At 69.8% G+C, this 17,559-nt stretch carries 20 protein-coding genes; 10 read left to right on the top strand and 10 right to left on the bottom strand.

Annotated elements, in window-relative coordinates; genetic code table 11:
* Window positions 1-6 precede the first annotated feature (6 nt).
* From ACK41C_RS01595 to ACK41C_RS01580, 4 genes are all read right to left on the bottom strand, one after another.
* Window positions 7-801, bottom strand: a complete 795-nt coding sequence (locus tag ACK41C_RS01595) for a 3'(2'),5'-bisphosphate nucleotidase CysQ (RefSeq protein ID WP_409649622.1) — start codon at window positions 799-801, stop codon at window positions 7-9.
* A complete protein-coding gene (locus tag ACK41C_RS01590; protein WP_409649619.1) occupies window positions 801-2,132 on the bottom strand; it encodes a TldD/PmbA family protein in 1,332 nt (443 codons plus the stop codon). The genes ACK41C_RS01595 and ACK41C_RS01590 overlap by 1 nt, the downstream gene beginning before the upstream one ends.
* Before the next feature lie 50 nt (window positions 2,133-2,182).
* Window positions 2,183-2,584: an MAPEG family protein gene (locus ACK41C_RS01585; RefSeq protein WP_409649616.1), complete on the bottom strand. Its 402-nt coding sequence runs from the start codon at window positions 2,582-2,584 to the stop codon at window positions 2,183-2,185.
* A gap of 72 nt (window positions 2,585-2,656) precedes the next feature.
* The gene (locus ACK41C_RS01580; RefSeq protein WP_409653856.1) at window positions 2,657-3,226 is read right to left on the bottom strand and encodes a YqgE/AlgH family protein; all 570 of its coding nucleotides are present in this window, start codon (window positions 3,224-3,226) and stop codon (window positions 2,657-2,659) included.
* A gap of 117 nt (window positions 3,227-3,343) precedes the next feature.
* Here ACK41C_RS01580 and ACK41C_RS01575 point away from each other — a divergent pair, with 117 nt between their 5' ends.
* The 3 genes from ACK41C_RS01575 to ACK41C_RS01565 all read left to right on the top strand — a co-directional run bounded on the left by ACK41C_RS01575 (window position 3,344) and on the right by ACK41C_RS01565 (window position 5,816).
* Complete coding sequence (locus ACK41C_RS01575; protein ID WP_409649613.1) at window positions 3,344-3,826, top strand: peroxiredoxin; 483 nt, start codon at window positions 3,344-3,346, stop codon at window positions 3,824-3,826.
* A gap of 148 nt (window positions 3,827-3,974) precedes the next feature.
* Window positions 3,975-5,135 (top strand): amidohydrolase family protein, encoded by a 1,161-nt coding sequence (locus ACK41C_RS01570; RefSeq protein ID WP_409649610.1) that lies wholly within the window; start codon window positions 3,975-3,977, stop codon window positions 5,133-5,135.
* 63 nt (window positions 5,136-5,198) lie between these two features.
* Window positions 5,199-5,816 carry a TetR/AcrR family transcriptional regulator gene (locus ACK41C_RS01565; protein ID WP_409649607.1) on the top strand — a complete coding sequence of 206 codons (618 nt, stop codon included), beginning with the start codon at window positions 5,199-5,201 and terminating at the stop codon, window positions 5,814-5,816.
* Here ACK41C_RS01565 and ACK41C_RS01560 read toward each other — a convergent pair.
* Both ACK41C_RS01560 and ACK41C_RS01555 read right to left on the bottom strand, forming a co-directional pair.
* Window positions 5,804-6,658, bottom strand: coding sequence for a TetR/AcrR family transcriptional regulator (locus ACK41C_RS01560; protein WP_409649604.1), 855 nt, complete (start codon window positions 6,656-6,658; stop codon window positions 5,804-5,806). The genes ACK41C_RS01565 and ACK41C_RS01560 overlap by 13 nt on opposite strands.
* Complete coding sequence (locus ACK41C_RS01555) at window positions 6,655-7,308, bottom strand: DNA-3-methyladenine glycosylase (protein WP_409649601.1); 654 nt, start codon at window positions 7,306-7,308, stop codon at window positions 6,655-6,657. Before ACK41C_RS01555 ends, ACK41C_RS01560 begins: the two co-directional genes overlap by 4 nt.
* 16 nt (window positions 7,309-7,324) lie before the next feature.
* Between ACK41C_RS01555 and ACK41C_RS01550 the strand changes: the two genes are divergently transcribed.
* The gene (locus ACK41C_RS01550) at window positions 7,325-8,506 is read left to right on the top strand and encodes an amidohydrolase family protein (protein ID WP_409649598.1); all 1,182 of its coding nucleotides are present in this window, start codon (window positions 7,325-7,327) and stop codon (window positions 8,504-8,506) included.
* On the opposite strand, the gene ACK41C_RS01545 is transcribed toward ACK41C_RS01550, so the two are convergent.
* The gene (locus ACK41C_RS01545) at window positions 8,503-10,245 is read right to left on the bottom strand and encodes an acyl-CoA dehydrogenase (protein WP_409649595.1); all 1,743 of its coding nucleotides are present in this window, start codon (window positions 10,243-10,245) and stop codon (window positions 8,503-8,505) included. The genes ACK41C_RS01550 and ACK41C_RS01545 overlap by 4 nt on opposite strands.
* 62 nt (window positions 10,246-10,307) lie before the next feature.
* On the opposite strand from ACK41C_RS01545, the gene ACK41C_RS01540 reads away from it, so the two are divergent.
* Window positions 10,308-11,231, top strand: a complete 924-nt coding sequence (locus tag ACK41C_RS01540; protein WP_409649592.1) for an L-threonylcarbamoyladenylate synthase — start codon at window positions 10,308-10,310, stop codon at window positions 11,229-11,231.
* On the opposite strand, the gene ACK41C_RS01535 is transcribed toward ACK41C_RS01540, so the two are convergent.
* Window positions 11,219-11,617: a type II toxin-antitoxin system VapC family toxin gene (locus ACK41C_RS01535; RefSeq protein WP_409649589.1), complete on the bottom strand. Its 399-nt coding sequence runs from the start codon at window positions 11,615-11,617 to the stop codon at window positions 11,219-11,221. The two genes, ACK41C_RS01540 and ACK41C_RS01535, sit on opposite strands and share 13 nt — an antisense overlap.
* Window positions 11,604-11,891 carry a type II toxin-antitoxin system VapB family antitoxin gene (locus ACK41C_RS01530; protein WP_409649586.1) on the bottom strand — a complete coding sequence of 96 codons (288 nt, stop codon included), beginning with the start codon at window positions 11,889-11,891 and terminating at the stop codon, window positions 11,604-11,606. The genes ACK41C_RS01535 and ACK41C_RS01530 overlap by 14 nt, the downstream gene beginning before the upstream one ends.
* A gap of 65 nt (window positions 11,892-11,956) precedes the next feature.
* Here ACK41C_RS01530 and ACK41C_RS01525 point away from each other — a divergent pair, with 65 nt between their 5' ends.
* From ACK41C_RS01525 to ACK41C_RS01505, 5 genes are all read left to right on the top strand, one after another.
* A complete protein-coding gene (locus ACK41C_RS01525) occupies window positions 11,957-13,366 on the top strand; it encodes an FAD-binding oxidoreductase (protein ID WP_409649583.1) in 1,410 nt (469 codons plus the stop codon).
* Window positions 13,367-13,378: 12 nt separating this feature from the next.
* Window positions 13,379-14,188: a peroxide stress protein YaaA gene (gene yaaA, locus ACK41C_RS01520; protein WP_409649580.1), complete on the top strand. Its 810-nt coding sequence runs from the start codon at window positions 13,379-13,381 to the stop codon at window positions 14,186-14,188.
* A gap of 5 nt (window positions 14,189-14,193) precedes the next feature.
* Window positions 14,194-14,991 (top strand): 3-hydroxybutyrate dehydrogenase, encoded by a 798-nt coding sequence (locus ACK41C_RS01515; protein WP_409649577.1) that lies wholly within the window; start codon window positions 14,194-14,196, stop codon window positions 14,989-14,991.
* Window positions 14,992-15,055: 64 nt separating this feature from the next.
* The gene (locus ACK41C_RS01510) at window positions 15,056-15,838 is read left to right on the top strand and encodes an SDR family NAD(P)-dependent oxidoreductase (RefSeq protein ID WP_409649574.1); all 783 of its coding nucleotides are present in this window, start codon (window positions 15,056-15,058) and stop codon (window positions 15,836-15,838) included.
* Window positions 15,839-15,927: 89 nt separating this feature from the next.
* Window positions 15,928-16,905 (top strand): NAD(P)H-dependent flavin oxidoreductase, encoded by a 978-nt coding sequence (locus ACK41C_RS01505; RefSeq protein ID WP_409649571.1) that lies wholly within the window; start codon window positions 15,928-15,930, stop codon window positions 16,903-16,905.
* Between the two features lie 12 nt (window positions 16,906-16,917).
* Here the strand turns inward: ACK41C_RS01505 and wrbA are convergent, their stop codons facing one another.
* The gene (wrbA, locus tag ACK41C_RS01500; RefSeq protein WP_409649568.1) at window positions 16,918-17,517 is read right to left on the bottom strand and encodes an NAD(P)H:quinone oxidoreductase; all 600 of its coding nucleotides are present in this window, start codon (window positions 17,515-17,517) and stop codon (window positions 16,918-16,920) included.
* Window positions 17,518-17,559: the final 42 nt, after the last annotated feature.

The raw sequence follows: 17,559 nt of genomic DNA, 5'->3' as shown, positions 1-17,559 counted from the left end.
GGAGATTCAATTGCCGATGGCGATATGCCGGACGCGCTCCAGGATCAATGGGGCCAGGCGCGGCGCCGTGCAGATGAGGCTGGGTTGCGACGGAAGCGGCCCGTTATAGCGGAACGGCCGACCCCTGTGGTCGCCGACGAAGGCGCCCGCTTCGCCGGCGATCAGGTCGGCGGCGGCCAGGTCCCAGTCGTGCTTGGGCACCAGCGCGAGGGCGGCGTCGAACATGCCGGCGCCCACCGCGCAGATCCGGTAAGCGGTCGAGTTCTTGCTCTCGACCCGCATGGAAGGCCAGGGGATCGGCCAGGCCGGATGGCTGAACATCCGCGGGTCGCCCAGCATCCCGCAGCCCTCGATGGCCTCGGCGGCGGAGGCGGCGATGGGCTCGCCGTTCAGGCGCGCGCCGCCCCCGGCGATGGCGTCGAAGGTTTCCCCCAGCTGAGGGGCGAAGACCACGCCGGCGATCGGGCGGCGGTCCTCGACCACGGCGATGGAGACGGCCCACCAGGGCCGGTCCTTCAGGAAAGCGCGGGTGCCGTCGATGGGATCGACGACGAACAGCCGTCGTTTCGAGAGGCGGGCCGGATCGTCGGCCGTCTCCTCCGAAAGCCATCCGTAGTCCGGTCTGGCGGCTCCGAGCTTGGCCTTGAGCAGGGCGTCCGCGGCCAGGTCGGCGTTGGTGACCGGAGAGTCGCCTTCCTTGTACTCGATCTCCAGCCCTTCGCTCCGAAGCTTCAGCGCCAGGGCGCCGGCTTCCTGCGCCGCCTCCGCGATCAGGGCGAGATCGGCGGCCGCGTTCGTCATCAGCGTCCCGCGACGGCGAGCGAATCGACCAGCAGGGACGGAGCGTTGGAGGCGCCGCGGATCTCGAGGTCGGAGCCCGGAACCAGGCGGCCGTAGATGTCGATCAGATTGCCGGCGACGGTGATCTCGGTGACCGGATAGGCGACCTCGCCGTTCTCGAACCAGAAGCCCGAACAGCCCACCGACCAGTCGCCGGTGTTGCTGTTCAGCGAGGGGCCGAACATGGAGGTGACCAGCAGGCCGGCCTTGGCCTCGCCGATCAAGCCGGCAAGATCGAGCTCGCCCGGCTCCAGGGTCAGGTTGGTCACCGACACCCCGGGCGGCCCCGCAAGTCCGCGGGTGGCGTGGCCGGTGGTCTGTAGGCCGAGCTGCCGCGCCGAGGCCACGTTGAGCAGCCAGGTGGTCAGCACGCCATCCTCGATCAGCTTGCGGGGGCGGTTGGCCACCCCTTCGTCGTCGAAGGGCGAGGAGCCGAGGCCGCGGAGGCGGTGCGGATCGTCGGTGATGTCGACGCCCTTGGCGAACACCGGCTGGCCCAGCTTTTCGCGCAGGAAGGAGGTGCCGCGTGCGATGGCGGGACCCGAAATCGCTCCGATCAGCGGGCCGAGCAGGGACGTCGCCAGGCGGTTCTCGAAGATGACCGGGGCGGTGGTGGAAGCGATCTTGCGGGCGCCCAGACGGCTTGCGGCGCGGCGGCCGGCCTCCTGGCCGATCGCCTGCGGATCGGGCAGGTCGGAGCGCCAGCGGCGAGAGCGACCTTCATACCCGCTCTCCATGCTCTCGCCATCCCCGGCTACCACCGAGGCTCCCAGGGAAAAGCCGGAGGCGCGGTGCTCGCCCGAAAAACCGTTGGAGGTCACGAGACGCCACTCGGAATGCGAAACCGAGGCCGAGCCGCCGTCGGAATTTGTGACCTTCGGCATGGCGCGCGCGGCGTCCTCCGCCGCACGGGCGACGGCTTCCAGGTCCTCGGGCGCGGGCTCGCTGGGGTCGTAGAGGTCGAGATCGGGAAAGGGGCCGCGCGCCAGCACGTCCGCCGGCGCCAGCCCGGCGTAGGGATCTTCCGGCGCCAGCCGCGCCATGGCGACGGCGCGCTCCACCAGCTTGGCGCGCGCCCCGGCGGAGATGTCGGATCCGGAGACCGTCGCTTGCCGCCGGCCGACGAAGACCCGGAGGCCCAGGTCGCGGGATTCCTCCCGCTCCACCTCTTCCAGTTCGCCCAGGCGGACATTGACGCTGAGCGCGCGGCGTTCGGCGGCCACGGCCTCGGCGGCGTCGGCGCCGGCCTTCAGGGCGGCGGAGACGACATCGGCAAGCAGGTTCTCATCCATCCGGGCCGATATGGCGGGCGGCGCGGCCGGGGGCAAGCGTGCGCGACGTCTCAGACGATGGCGTAGAAGAGCAGGGTGGCGCTGGCGAAGACATAGGCGATCCAGGTCAGCACGATGCCCAGCGCCCGTGGAATGGTCGCGCCGCCGCTGCGCGACAGGCCGACCGCGTGCAGCACCCGGCCGGCGAACAGCAGGAGGCCGGCGATGTGGATCACGATGGGCGAGGCTTCCACCACGGCCAGAACGGCCAGGCCGATCAGGGCGGCCGGAACATATTCGGTGGCGTTGCCGAAGGCGCGGATCGCCTGGGCCAGTTCCGGGATGCCTTCGTCGCCGAGCGCCACCTTGTGCCGCCGGCGCTGGCGCACGACCAGCAGCGACAGGGTGAGGAGAAGGATCAGGTGCAGCCCGGTCCAAAGCGCCGCGGCGTGCCCGGAAGTGACGGCGTTCATGATCTCTCCGTTCGCGGCTGAATCGGCGGCGCAGTTGGACGCGGATACCCCCTTGGCGCAAGAGGCCGATTGTCAGGCCCGGCCGGCCGCAGACGTCAGCAGGCTGGCGTCGACGCCCAGCTTCGCCAGAGCCTTGGCCCACTTCCGCTCGTGATCCCCGCCGAAGATCAGGGTCTCGTCGGGCGGGCAGGTCAGCCAGACGTTGTCGCGGATCTCCTGCTCCAGCTGGCCTGGCCCCCAGCCGGCGTAGCCCAGGGCCAGAACGGCCTTGCGCGGCGGCCCGGCGCGATTGGCCATCGCCTCGAGCACCTCCCGGGTGGCGGTCAGCGCCACGCCTTCGCCGATCGCAAGGCTGCGGTCGCCGGCGGCGTAGTCGTCGGTGTGGACCACGAAACCGCGCTCCCGCTCCACCGGGCCGCCCATCAGCACGAGGTCGGGCGGGATCTCTATGGGCCCCTGCACGTCGAGCCGGCCCAGAAGATCGGGAACGGTCAGGCCTTCGACCGGCCGGTTAACGGCGATTCCCATGGCGTGGTTCTCGTCGTGGGCGCAGATCAGCACCAGCGCCCGCTCGAATCGCGGGTCGCCGATGCCGGGCATGGCGATCAACATCTGGCCGGAAAGGAAGGCGCCGTCCTCCATCGCCCCCAGATTTGAACCGGAACGGGGCGCTTTCAAGTCCGCATCTCCGCACAAGACCCGTTGAAGCGTCGTGGGACGGCGTTATCTGGTGTGGGAAACCCACCGGAGACGACGCCCATGACCATCAAAGCCGGCGACAAGCTGCCCGCCGCCACACTCGCCGCCGCCACCCCCGAGGGACCCCGCCCGATGTCGACGGACGAGATCTTCGCCGGCAAGACGGTGGCCCTGTTCGCCGTGCCGGGCGCCTTCACCCCCACCTGCTCGGCCAAGCACCTGCCGGGCTTCAAGGAGCAGGCCGCCGCCATCAAGGGCAAGGGCGTCGATACGATCGCCTGCGTCTCGGTCAACGACGCCTTCGTGATGAAGGCCTGGGGCGAGAGCGCTGGCGTGGGCCAGGACATCCTGATGCTGGCCGATGGCAACGGCGACTTCACCAAGGCCCTGGGCCTGGAGATGGACGGTTCCAAGTTCGGCATGGGTCAGCGCTCTCAGCGCTATTCCATGATCGTCGAGGACGGCGTGGTGAAGGAGCTGAACGTCGAGGCGCCGGGCGAATTCAAGGTTTCGTCGGCGGACTACCTGCTGGCGCAGCTCTAGGATCGAGTTCGAGGATGCGGGGCCGAGCGGCCCCGCCCCCTTCAAGCGCGCACACATTTGCATGATCGTCCGGCCGATTGTTGCCGCGACGCGCCTCGCCCGCTAATGGTGCAAATGTCAAATTTCAGATGTTCATTGGGAGCGCGACATGACCTATGCGAGCGGGCGCATCATTCACGACGCCGACAGCCATGTGATGGAAACCCGGGAGTGGCTCGACCCCTTCCTGGATGCAGCGGCGAAGGGCGCCCTCAAGCCTCTCTATGGCCGGGAACGGAGCCGGATCGACGACCTGCTGGACGGGGCGAAGGCGCGAAAGGCCGATGCGGCCGCGATGGAGAAGGCCTTCGAAAATCCGATCGCCGGACCGAAGGGCTGGGTGGCGGCCGGCGCCTTCGACGCCGAGGAGCGCAAGCGGGTGCTCGATCAGTTCGGCTTTCAGCTGCAGCTGGTCTTCGCCACCTCGTCGTTGCGACCGGCTCTGTCGGCGCGCGACGAGGACGGCCTCTACGCCGGCGCCCGGGCCCACAACCTGGCCATGGGCGCCTTCTGCCGGTCGGATCCGCGGCTGGTCGGCGTCGCCTATGTGCCGCTGGAGAACCCCGCGCGGGCGGTGGCCGAGGCGGAAGCGGCGCTCGAGGCCGGTAATGGCGCGATCTGGGTGTCCGCCGGCCCGGCCGGGGAGCGCTCGCCCGGCCATTCCGACCTCGATCCGTTCTGGAAACTGCTTGAGGACCGTCGCGTCCCCTTCGTGCTGCATATCGGCCCCGGCACCAAGACCCAGCCCAAGGCCTTCCAGAACAACGGCCGCGAACGCGCCCCCGACCTCCACGGCGGCGGGGAGAACCTCCGGTTCGCCGACTATGTCATGCTGGCCTATGCGCCCCAGATCTTCCTCACCGCCATGGTCTATGACGGGGTGTTCGAACGCTTCCCGGGGCTGAAGGGCGGCGTCATCGAGGCCGGCGCCGGCTGGGTTCCGGAATTCCTGCGCGAGCTGGACCTGGCCCACAAGAGCTTCGGCCGCACCGACCCGCATCTGAAGGCGATGTCGATGAAGCCGTCGGAATACATCCGCCGCGCCGTCAAATTCACGCCCTTCCCCGGCGAGGATGTCGGCCGCATGATCAAGGACGGCGGCGGCGAGCTCTTCATGTTCTCCAGCGACTATCCGCATCCGGAGGGCACGAACGACCCGCTTGGGCGCTTCGAGCGCACGATGGTCGACATCGGCGAGGATGAGAAGGACCGCTTCTATCGGCTGAACTTCGAGGAGATGATGAGCGTGAAGGCCGTCGTTCCCGCCTGATCGGCCGCGCACCGGCCGCCGCCGCCGTTTGCCGCGAGCCTCTCATCCCCTCTATGAGGGTGCATGGGGTCTGAGACGGCAGGGCGGCGGTATGTGCGGGCGCACGCGCGGCGGGCGCAGATCGTGGACGCCGCCGCGCGACTCCTGCTGGATCAGGGCTACCTGCCCCTGGCCCCTGGCCGGCTTGCCGAGGCGGTCGGCGTCTCCAAGGCCTCGATCTACAACTATTTCCCCGACCAGCAGGGCCTCATGAACGAGGTGCTGGAGCGGGATTTCGAGGCCCTCCGCCACGCCGGGCTCGCTCGGAGCCCGGCGGGCGGAGATCTCCGGACGATCGCGCAAACCGCGGGCGAGATCTATTTTCGACACGTCGCCAGCCGCGGCCCGGTGGCCCACTACATTCTCCGCGACGCCTATATGAGAGGGCGGCTTCGCCCCGATCTGGCGGCGTTCCGCGACGGAATCATGCGCAACCTGGCGCGGCGCCTCCGCCGGGAGTTCGGGCTGTCGGTCCGCGGGTCGCTGGCGAGCCTGAACCTGACCCTGACGATCCCAGAGGAGGCCGGACGCCTGGTCTGGCGGGGCGAGATCTCACTCGAGGCCGGCCTCGAACTTACGCGTCAGCTTCTTCAGGCCAGTCTGCTCGCGCTTCGCGAGGTGGAACCGGCTCAGGCCCTGTAGCGTCGAGCTAGGACCCGGTTTCCGGCGGTCACCAGCGCCAGGGTCAGACGCTCGGCGGCCGCGAGGTCGATCTTTCCCTCGGCGATCAGCCGGCCCGCCCGACGGGTGACCGCGGTCAGCACCCGCGTGGCGCCATAGGCGATCTCCGGCGGCATCGCATAGGCTTCCGTCAGGCCGCCGGCCACTCGCTGCGAATCCCACTCGCGCGCCTGGCGGCGCTCCTCGCGCAAGGCGTCGCGGACCTCCGCGCTGCGCGTGAGCACCTGGATCAGCGCCCCGCGCTCGGCCGCCTCGCGCAGATAGGCCGCGGTGGACAAGGCGACACGCGCCTGCCTGTCCTGGCCGCGATTGAGTTCGTCGCGCCGCCGCGCCTCCATGGCGGAAAGTTCGCGGCGGGCCAGGGCGGTCAGCAGATCGCGCCTCTGCGGGAAGTACTTGTGCGCCTGAGCCTCGCTCAGGCCCACCGCGCGCGCCGCCGCCTTCAGGGTCGCCGCCTCGAGGCCCTGTCTCGCGATCAGCTCGGCGGCGGCGTCGATCAACTGCTCGCGGCGGGCCTCCGGCGCCAGTCTTGTTCGGCGTCGGCGGGACGGCGCGGGCTGGTCGGCGATCGCGAGCCGCTCCGCGGCGCCGGGGGGCGGCGGGGGCAGGGCGGGCGGCGCGCCGCCCGCGCCTGCGCCGCGGCGAAGCCAGTAGCCGCGCGGCGGCGTCGGGATCAGCAGACGGTCGCAGATCTTCGAAAGCCCGCTTGGACTAAGGCCGAGGTCCGTCGCGACGTGGGACAGGGGGCGACTCCAGACGCGTTCGTAGAGCTCCTGACGCGACAGCGTGGCCGACTCGGTCATGGCCGGTGTTTAGACCCTCGGCGGCCCCTTGGCGACGCCACGGCCCCAGGGGGGAACGGCCGGCTCAGATGCTTGGAACCCCGCAGGCCGAAGCGCCAGGGTGTGTCGGCCCCTTTGGTGATGCCGATCCGCGGCCCCACCAGCACCTCCGCCGGACCGACGCCCGCGCCCGACAGCTCGAAGGGGGGGTGGTTCAGCGGAAGGCCATCGTGTTCGCGGGTGATCGCCAGGGCCTGGCAAAGCCGCCCTGGGCCTGAGCAGAGCAGCCGATCGGCCGCGCCGTCCCGCCGTTCGCGCATGATGTCGAGCCCATGTTCCGGCTCCAGCGCCCGGATCAGCACGGCGCTTCCTGGGTCCTCGCCGCACACGAGGTTCAGGCACCAGTGGATGCCGTAGGAGCGATACACATAGGCCCGGTCCACCGGCCCGAACATGGCTGCGTTGCGCGGCGTGGGGCCGGAGAAGCTGTGCGAAGCCGGGTCTTCGTGATGATAGGCCTCGGTCTCGACGATCCGTCCGCCGACGCCATCGACGAGAAGCGTCATCCCCACGAGATCCCGCGCCACCGTCTCCGGATGGCGCGCGAAAAAGCCGTCTTGCTTGACGGCGGCGTCGCGCAGGTTCGAACTGGCGGCAAAAGAAGAAATCATCAGGGAAGAAACGCACATGCCTTACGTCGAGGGCCAGACCATCCACGACGCCGACAGCCATGTCATGGAGCTGCCGGGGACCCTGCACCGCTATCTGGACCCCAAATACCGGCAGGCCTTCATCGACAGGACCGGCAAGAAGGACGTCCTGCCTGAATGGTTCGAAAAGGCCGCCGCCCTGCAGGACGACCCGGAGTTCCGCGCCGGGGACGAGGCCAACCTGCTGCTGCGCAAGAACTACCAGGCGCTGGGCGCTTTTCGGCGTGAGGACCGGCCCAAGGCGCTGGACCTGTTCGGCTTCGCCAGCCAGCTCGTCTTCACCACCGCCTCCTTGAGCAATTATGGCCTCGACGAGAGCGGCGACGCCGATCTCGCCATCGAGGCGGCCCGGGCGCACAACCGGATGATGGTCGACTTCTGCTCCGTGGACCGCCGGCTGCTGCCCACGGCCTATGTGCCGCTCTGCCATCGGGCCCGGGCCGCCGGCATCGCCCGAGAGGCCATCGAGATGGGCGCCAAGGGCATCGTCGTCCCCTCACGCCACCCCATCGGCCATTCGCCCAGCCACATCGAACTCGATCCGCTGTGGGCGACGGTGCAGGAGGCGGGCCTGCCCATCCTCTTCCACGTGGGCGGGGAGGAGAAGATGCACCGGGACTATCTCAACAACGGCCTGCCCCAGGTGCTGGACTTCCACGGCGGGGCGGAGAACTTCACCTCGCTGACCTTCATGGCGATCCCGCTTTCGGTCTGGCAGACCCTGTCGGCCCTGGTGATCGACGGCGTCTTCGACCGCTTCCCGAACCTGAAGTTCGGCGCCATCGAGCTCGGCGCCTCCTGGCTGCCCAGCCTGATGCGGTTCATGGATTCCGGCGCTGCGGCCTTCGGCAAGGAGGAGCGGCTGCAGAAGCTCTCGGCCAAGCCGAGCGAGATCCTGCGCCGCCAGCTGCGGGTCACCCCCTATCCGCACGAGGACACGCGCTGGATCGTCGAGAACGCGGGGGAGGAGGTGTGCCTCTTCTCCTCGGACTTCCCGCACGTCGAGGGTGGCCGCAATCCGCTTAAACGCTTCAATGACGCCCTCGAGGGGCTGCCCGAACGCGCCAAGCGGCGGTTCTACCGGGACAACTTCATCGACCTGATGGGGCGGGGGCTGGACCCGGCCCTGCACGACGCGCCGGGGCTGGTCGCGGCCTAGGCGCCTAGCGCCGCCGCGCTCACCGCCACCAGGTCGCCGGCGCCGTCCATCACGCCGTCGGCCAGGCCGGGCGCCTGGGCCAGCACCTGGCCGGCATAGAGCCGCGCCAGGGCGCCCTTGCTCCTCGACCAGTCGTCGTCGCCGCCGGCGAGCGCCAAGGCCTGCTTGCCCAGCACCCAGCCGCCGATCACGTCGCCGGCCAATTTCAGATAGGGCGTGGCGACGGCCAGGGCCTCGGTTCCGCGGTGGGCGAGCAGCCAGTCGGTGGCCCGCTCCAGGGCCGCAACCCCAGCCTCCAGGCGGGCGCCGACCGCTTCCAGCCCCGCTGCGCCCTGAAGCTCGGCGGCGCAGGCGTGCATTTCGGCGCACAGCGCGTCCATCACCGCCCCGTCCTCCATGGGGACCTTGCGGCCGACGAGATCGATGGCCTGGATGCCGTTGGTACCTTCGTAGATCGGCGCGATCCGGGCGTCGCGATAGTGCTGGGCTGCGCCGGTCTCCTCGATGAAGCCCATGCCGCCGTGCACCTGCACGCCGAGCGAGGCCACCTCGACGCCGATGTCCGTCGACCAGGCCTTGGCGATGGGGGTGAGCAGCTCCTGCCGCTGGCGGGCGGTGGTCCGCTGGGCCTCGGTGGCGGCCAGTCGCGCGAGGTCCGCCTGCACGCCGGTCAGGAGGCAGATGCCGCGGGCCGCCTCGATCTTGGCCTTCATCAGCATCAGCATGCGGCGCACGTCGGGATGGCCGAAGATCGCTCCGTCGGACGCCCAGGCGGCGCGGCCCTGCCGCCGTTCCTGGGCGTAGGCCAGCGCCTGCTGGAACGCGCGCTCGGCGATGGCGACGCCCTCGACGCCGACCTGCAGCCGTGCGGCGTTCATCATGGTGAACATGTGGGCGAGGCCGTTGTTCGCCTGGCCGACCAGCTCGGCCTTCGCTCCCTCGAACAGCATCACGCAGGTGGGCGAGCCGTGGATGCCCAGCTTGTGCTCGATGGAGCCGGCGCGCAGGTCGTTTTCGGCCCCCAGGTTCCCGTCCACGTCCACCAGCCGCTTGGGCGCCAGGAAGAGCGAGATGCCCTTCACCCCTGGCGGCGCGTCGGGCAGGCGGGCCAGCACCAGGTGGCAGATGTTGTCGGCCGCGTCGTGGTCGCCCCAGGTGATGAAGATCTTCTGGCCGGTGAGCCGATAGCCGCCTTCCCCGTCGGGCTCGGCGCGCGTCGCCACGGCGGCCAGGTCCGAGCCCGCCTGGGGCTCGGTCAGGTTCATGGTGCCGGTCCACTCGCCCGAGACGAGCTTGGGCAGGAACACGCGCTTCTGGCGTTCGGTCCCGTGCAGGTGCAGGGCCTCGATGGCGCCCTGGGTCAGCATCGGGCAGAGGCCGAACGCCATGTTGGCGGCATGCACCATCTCGAAGACCGCCAGCTCCATGGCCTTGGTCAGCCCCTGGCCGCCATGCTCCGGATCTGCCGACAGCGAGTTCCAGCCGGCGGCCACGAAGGCTCGATAGGCGTCGGCGAAGCCCGGGGCGGCGTAGACGCGGCCGTTCTCGAACCGGGCGCCGGCCTGATCCCCCTGGCGGTTCAGGGGCGCCAGCTCCTCCTGGGCGAAGCTCCCGGCGGCCTCCAGGACGGCGGCGACCGTGTCTTCGTCGAGCTCCGGGAACCCGGCCTGCAGCAGGGCGGGATGGCCGGCCGTCCGCAGGGCGAGCATCAGGTCGCGGACCGGGGCGCGGAAGGTCATGTGGGAGCTCCTGGCTGACGAAGGGCCTTGCGCGGTGTAACGAGCCGCGACCGGAGGGCCAAGTGGACGCGACGAGAACCGCATCGGTGGAAGAGGCCGCGGCCGCCCTGGGCGCGGGCCGCCTCGTCATCCTGCCGACGGAGACCGTCTACGGCCTGGCGGCCGACGCGTCGAACCCGGGGGCCGTAGCGGCGATCTTCGAGGCCAAGGGCCGGCCGCGGTTCAACCCCCTGATCAGCCATGTGGCCGATCTCGAAGCCGCCGAACGGATCGCCGTGTTCGATATCCGCGCGCGGCGCCTGGCCGAACGCTTCTGGCCGGGGCCGCTGACCCTGGTGCTGCCGGTCCGCGCCGACACGCCGGTGTGCGACTTGGCCCGCGCCGGCCTGGAGACGGTGGCGGTGCGCGTTCCCGCCCATCCGCTCGCCCGCGCGGTGCTGCAGGCCTTTGGCGGCCCAGTGGTCGCCCCCTCCGCCAACCGCTCCGGCCGGCCGAGCCCCACCACCTTCGCCGATGCGGTGGAGGAGACCGGGGCGGCGACGGCCGCGGCCCTGGACGGCGGCCCCTGCGAGGTCGGGCTCGAATCCACCGTCGTCGCCCTGCTGGACGAGGCGCGCCTGCTGCGCCCGGGCGCCGTCACCCGCGCGGAGATCGAGGCGGAGATCGGCCCCCTGGCCGAGGCGGAGGCGGACGCCAGGCGCTCGCCGGGGCGCCTCGCCCGCCACTATTCGCCCAAGGCGCCGGTGCGCCTGGACGCGACCGCCCCCCAGCCCGGCGAGGCCTATCTCGCCTTCGGGCCCGGCGAGCACCGCTGGAACCTCAGCCCGGCCGGCGACCTGCGCCAGGCTGCCGCCCGGCTCTTCGCCTATCTGCGCGAGGCCGACCGCACCGACCCGACGGCCATCGCCGTCGCGCCCATCCCGCACGAGGGGCTGGGCGAGGCCATCAATGACCGGCTGAAACGCGCCGCCGGCTATGTGGGCTGAAGAGCCGGCCGAACGTCGGTGAGGGCGAAGTCGTCGCCCTTGTAGAGCAACGGCGCGTCCAGCTTGCGGGCCAGGGCATAGGCGAAGCAGTCGGCGAGGTTCAGCCGCGCCGGATGGACCCCCTTGCCGTAGCGGAGATAGGCGGCGAGCGCGTCCGCGCCGAGGTCGCCGCTTTCGTCGATCTCAACGCCGAGATTTCCCAGCCAGCGGTCGAGCTCCGTCGGATCGGCCAGGACGCGCCGACGGATCAGGACCATCCCGACCTCCAAGTAGTTCACCTGCCCGATCATCGCCTGGGGCGCTTCGACGATCGCCCGGACGTATCTCTCGAAGCCCGGCTCTGCCTCGCCGACGGCGACCAGGGCCGAGGCGTCAACGACGATCAAGCTCGTCGTCCTCCAGGCCCGGAATCTCGTTGATCTCGTCGAAGTCGGCCCGGGTGATGTTCAAGGTCATCTTGTCGAGCCCCACCGCTTTGCGGAACTCTTCGGTGGCGGCCAGGGCTTCCTCCAAGGTGGGACGGCGCTTCGGCTTGGCCTTTTCCGCGTCCAGCCGCATCTTCACCGCCTCATCGATGGCGGCGGTCAGGCTTTCGCCCGTACGCGCCGCCAACTCGCGCGCTCGGGCCTCGACCTGTGGGTTCTTGATCAGGATCGCCATCGCGCCTCCGGTATATATCTGAGTATATACTGGTCCGCGCCTCCTCGAAAGCGTAGTCTCCCGCCATGACCGCCCCCGTCCCCGCCGACGTCCTTTCGCGCCTCAAGGCGGTGCTGGGCGAGGGCGGCTGGAGCCAGGATCCGGAACGCCTGGCTCCCAAGCTGGTGGAATGGCGCGACCGCTGGACCGGCGAGACGCCGTTCCTGGCCCTGCCGAAGACAACCGCAGAGGTTTCGGCCGTGGTCGGGATCTGTTTCGAGGCCGGTGTTCCGATCACGCCTCAGGGCGGAAACACGGGCCTGGTGGGCGGCCAGATCCCTCAGGGCGAGATCCTGCTCTCCACCGAGCGCCTGCGGCGCGTCCGCGACGTCGACGCCTTCGACGACGTGCTGGTGGTCGAGGCGGGCGTCACCCTGGCGGCCGTACATGAGGCGGCGGCGGAAAAAGGCCGGCGCTTTCCCCTGAGCCTGGCGTCCGAAGGGACCGCCACTATCGGCGGCGTCGTCTCCACCAACGCCGGCGGCACCCAGGTCCTGCGCTACGGGACGACGCGCGACCTCGTCCTCGGGCTCGAGGCGGTGCTGCCCAATGGCGAGGTCTGGAACGGCCTCAAGCGCCTGCGCAAGGACAACACCGGCTATGACCTGAAGCACCTGCTGATCGGGGCCGAAGGCACCCTGGGCGTGGTCACGGCCGCCAGCCTGAAGCTCTTCCCGATCCTGGCCTCGCGGGCCACCGCCATCGCCGCGGTGGATGACCCCGCCGCCGCCATCCGACTGCTGGTCCGCGCCAAGGACGAGGCGGGCGGGGCGGTGGAGGCCTTCGAGCTGATGGGCCGGCGGGGCGTCGAGTTCGTGCTGAAGAACATCCCCGACCAGCGTGATCCCTTGAGCGCCCCTCACCCCTGGTACGTGCTGGTCGAGATCGCCTCGGGCGAACCGGGCGCGGCGCAGGCCGCCATGGAGCGCCTGCTCGCCCGGGGTCTGGAGGACGGTCTGGTCCGCGACGCCGCGCTCGCCCAGAGCCAGGCCCAGGCCAAGGCGCTGTGGTCGATCCGCGAGCACCAGTCCGCCGGCCAGAAGCCTGAGGGCGCCACCTGGAAGCACGACGTCTCGGTGCCCGTCAGCCGGGTGGCCGACTTCATCGAAGAGGCCACCGCCGCGGTGGAGGCGATGGTCCCCGGATGTCGCGTCACCGCCTTCGGCCACGTCGGCGACGGCAATATCCACTACGACGTGATCCGGCCGGAGGGCGCCGAGGACGCGCCGCACGCCGCCCGGCGGTCGGAAGGCTCGCGGGTGGTCCACGACATCGTCGCGCGCATGGGCGGCTCGATCTCGGCGGAGCACGGCCTGGGCGTGATGAAGAGCGAGGAGGCGCGGCGCTACAAGAGCCCGGCGGAGGTTGCGGCGCTGGTCGCCATAAGGCAGAGCCTGGATCCCAAGCGGATCATGAACCCGCGCGTCCTCTTCTGATTCCAGGCCGGCATGCTCATCGTCCTTTCACCCGCCAAGGCGCTCGATTTCACGCGGCCGGAACAGGTCTTGCCGGTGACCACGCCGGAGCTCGCCGAAGATGTCGCCGAACTGGCCGAGACCACCAAAAAGCTGCGGGTCGCCGATCTGAAGCGGATGATGGACCTTTCCGACAACCTGGCGAAGCTGAACCGCGAGCGCTTCCAGGCCTTCGATCCGGCCATGGAAGACGGGCTGCAGGCGGCCTTCGCCTTCAACGGCGACGTCTATGCCGGGCTGAGGGCCCGCGAGCTCGACAAGAAGGCCCTGGTCTTCGCTCAGAAGCACGTGCGGATCCTCTCCGGGCTTTACGGCGTGCTGCGCCCGCTGGACGCCATCCAGCCCTACCGCCTGGAGATGGGCGTCTCGCTGAAAACGAAGCGCGGCAAGACCCTCTACGCCTTCTGGGGCGAGAAGATCGCCGAGGCCCTGAACGCGGCCGCCGCGGGCCATAAGGACCGGACTCTGGTGAACTGCGCGAGCCAGGAATACTTCGGCGCGGTGAACCAGACCGCGCTGAAGCTGCCGCTGGTCCACTGCCGGTTCCTCGAGGAGAAGGACGGCGAGGCGAAGGTCATTTCGTTTTTCGCCAAACGGGCCCGGGGCATGATGGCCCGCTACGCCATCGACCATCGCATCGACCGCGCCGCGGGGCTGAAAGGCTTCGATTTCGACGGCTACCGCTTCCAGCCGAAGGCTTCCACCGATACGGAATGGGTGTTCTCGCGGCCGCAACCCCCGCCAGTCGCCGCCGCCCGCAAGACCGCGAAACAGAAGGACTGACCGGCATGGCCGTCGATTACGGGATCCAGGGCCACGTGGCCGTCATCACCGGCTCCACCAGCGGGATCGGTCAGGCCCTGGCTGCGGCCCTGGCCGAGCAGGGCGTCAATGTCATCCTCAACGGCTTCGGCGATCCGGCCCAGATCGAGACCGACCGTCGGGCCCTGCAGGAGCGGACCAACGCTGCGATCCGCTACCACGGCGCCGACATGACCAAGCCGGAGGAGATCGCCGACCTGATCGACTATGCGCGGCGCGAGTTCGGCCGATTGGACATCCTGGTGAACAACGCCGGCATCCAGCACGTGGCGCCGGTGGACGAGTTCCCGGTGGAGAAGTGGGACGCCCTGATCGCCGTGATCCTGTCATCCACCTTCCACGCCTGCCGGGCGGCCATCCCGATCATGAAGGCGCAGGGGCGCGGCCGGATCGTCAACATCGCCTCGGCCCACGGCCTGGTCGCCTCGCCCTTCAAGGCCCCCTATGTGGCGGCCAAGCACGGGGTGGTGGGATTCACCCGGGGCCTCGGTGTCGAGCTCGCCCGCACCGGGATCACCGCCAACGCCATCTGCCCAGGCTATGTGAAGACCCCGCTGATCGAGGCCCAGATCGTCGACCAGGCCAAGACCCGCGGTATCCCCGAGGACCGGGTGATGGAGGACGTCATCCTCGCGGCTCAGCCGAACAAGCAGTTCGTCGAATACGGCCATCTGGCCGGGATGCTGCTCTACCTCGTCTCCGACATGGGCGCCTCGGCCACCGGTGCGGCCCTGACGGTGGACGGCGGCTGGACGGCGACTTGACGCACGCGGCGTAAGCACGGCCTTCTCCTCCCAACAATCGTTTGAAATGCGGGAGCGAGACGCCATGGCCTACAAGCCTTTCGATCTGACCGGGAAGGTCGCCCTGGTCACCGGCGGCAACGGCGGCATCGGCTTCGGCATGGTCGAGGCCCTGGCCCAGGCCGGCGCGGACGTGGTCATATGGGGCTCGAACGCCCAGAAGAACGCCGCCGCCGAGCAGAAGCTGAAACCCACCGGCGTTCGCGTCCTGACACAGGTGGTGAACGTCGCCGACGAGGCCGCCGTGGACGCAGCTTTCGTCGAGGCCGTCTCGAAGATGGGGCGCGTGGACACGGTGATCGCCAACGCCGGCATCGGCGGCGGCGCCCGCTCCTTCGCCGAATTCCCCACAGAGACCTATCGCAAGGTGCTGGCGGTCAATCTGGACGGGGTGTTCTTCACCCTGCGGGCGGCCTGCCGGCACATGGTGGAGAGGGCGAACCAGGGGGATCTCGGCGGATCTCTGGTCGCGATCTCCTCGCTCTCTGCCCTGGACGGCGCGGCGCGCAACCAGGCCTATGCGGCCACCAAGGGGGCCCTGATCCCGATGATCCGCGCCACGGCGGTGGAGCACGCGCGTTACGGCGTGCGCGCCAATGTGATCCTGCCGGGCTGGATCGCCACCGACATGACCGCGGGCGCGCAGGACAACGACAAGTTCAACGACCAGGTGATCCGGCGCGTGCCCATGCGGCGCTGGGGCAAGCCGGAGGACTTCGGCGGCATGGCCGTCTACTTCGCCTCCGACGCCTCGTCCTTCCACACCGGCGACAACATCCTGATCGACGGCGGCTACGCGATCTTCTGAGGCGCGCCGGGAAGCGTGACGCCGCGTCATAGTTTCCAAGCCGGCCCGCGGGCGCCATCCTCCCGAACATAAAATTCGGGAGGATTTCGATGACCCTGCACACGCCGCTCTGCGATCTCCTGGGGATCAAGCATCCCGTCATGCTGGCCGGCATGGGCGGGGTGTCCTACGCCGAACTGGCCGCGGCGGTGACCAACGCCGGCGGCTATGGGGTGCTCGGCATGGCGGGACGATCGCCCGACTTCATCCGCGAGGAGATGCGCAAGGTCCGCAAGCTGACGGACGGCCCGTTCGGTGTGGATCTGCTGGCGGCCTCGCCCGAGAGTCTCACCGCCTCGGTGGAGATCATCATCCAGGAGGGCGCCTCATCCTTTGTCGCCGGCCTCGGCGTGCCGATGCCGATCATGGAGAAGCTGAAGAAGGCCGGCCTGAAGGTGATGGTGGTCTGCGGGGCCGTGAAGCACGCGGTCAAGGCCGAACAGGCCGGCTGCGACGCGGTCATCTGCCAGGGCGGAGAGGGCGGGGGGCATACCGGCCTCGTCGGCACCATGCCCCTGGTGGCCCAGGCGGTCGAAGCGGTGAAGATCCCGGTGGTCGCCGCCGGCGGCCTCTATGACGGGCGGGGACTGGCCGCCGCCCTGTCGCTCGGCGCCGTGGGGGTCTGGATGGGCACGCGTTTCATCGCCTCCCAGGAGGCGCATGCCGGGGAGCTCTACCGGCAGACCATCGTCGAGGCTTCGGACGAGGACACCATCCGCACCCGCTCCTATTCGGGCAAGCCCATGCGGGTGAAGAAGAACCCTTATGTCGAAGACTGGGAGAAGCGCCCCCAGGACATCCAGCCCTTCCCCATGCAGGCGATGCTATCCAGCCAGGCCGGCGTGATGGGGGGCATCGGCGGCCAGATCGAGGGGCTCGATCCGGACCGCTCCTGCTTCGCTATGGGCCAGTCCGCCGGCGGCGTGCATGAGGTCCTGCCGGCCGGCGAGATCGTCCGCCGCATCGTGGCCGAGGCGGAAGCCGCCATCGACCGGACGGCCAGGCTGCGTCAGCGCGAGCCGGCCTGAGATCAATATCGCTCACCCCGCCAGCTTCGCAGCGGTCTGCGCGACCAGGCGACCCTGGAAGCGGGCGCCGTCCAATTCGTTGTCGCTGGGCATGCGCTGGCCTTGGCCGCCGGTGATGGTCGAAGCGCCATAGGGGCTGCCGCCGGTGATCTCGTCCAGGGTCATCTGGCCAGCCCAGGCGTAGGGCAGGCCCACGATCACCATGCCCTGGTGCAGCAGCTGGGTGATGCCGGCGATGATCGTGGTCTCCTGGCCGCCATGCTGGGTGGCCGTGGAAGTGAAGACCGCGCCCACCTTGCCGACCAGGGCGCCCTTGGCCCACAGACCGCCGGTCTGGTCCCAGAAGGCCGCCATCTGAGAGGCCATTCGGCCGTAGCGGGTGCCGACGCCGACGACGATGGCGTCGTAATCCGCCAGCTCGTCCACCGTGGCGATGGGGGCCTCCTGGTCGAGCTTGTAGCGGGCGGCCCTGGCCACGTCCTCCGACACGGTCTCGGGCACACGCTTGATGTCGACCTCGGCGCCGCCTTCGCGCGCGCCTTCGGCGACGGCCCGGGCCATCTGTTCGATGTGGCCGTAGGTGGAGTGGTAGAGGACGAGGACCTTGGTCATGAAAAACTCCGAACAATGGAAGAAAGACGGCTCCCCGCATTC

The organism is Phenylobacterium sp. (assembly GCF_046290725.1).
In the GTDB taxonomy this organism is placed as follows: Bacteria; Pseudomonadota; Alphaproteobacteria; order Caulobacterales; family Caulobacteraceae; genus Phenylobacterium.
Note: the sequence above shows the minus strand (reverse complement) of the source record. Positions and strands in the feature narration are given on the sequence as shown.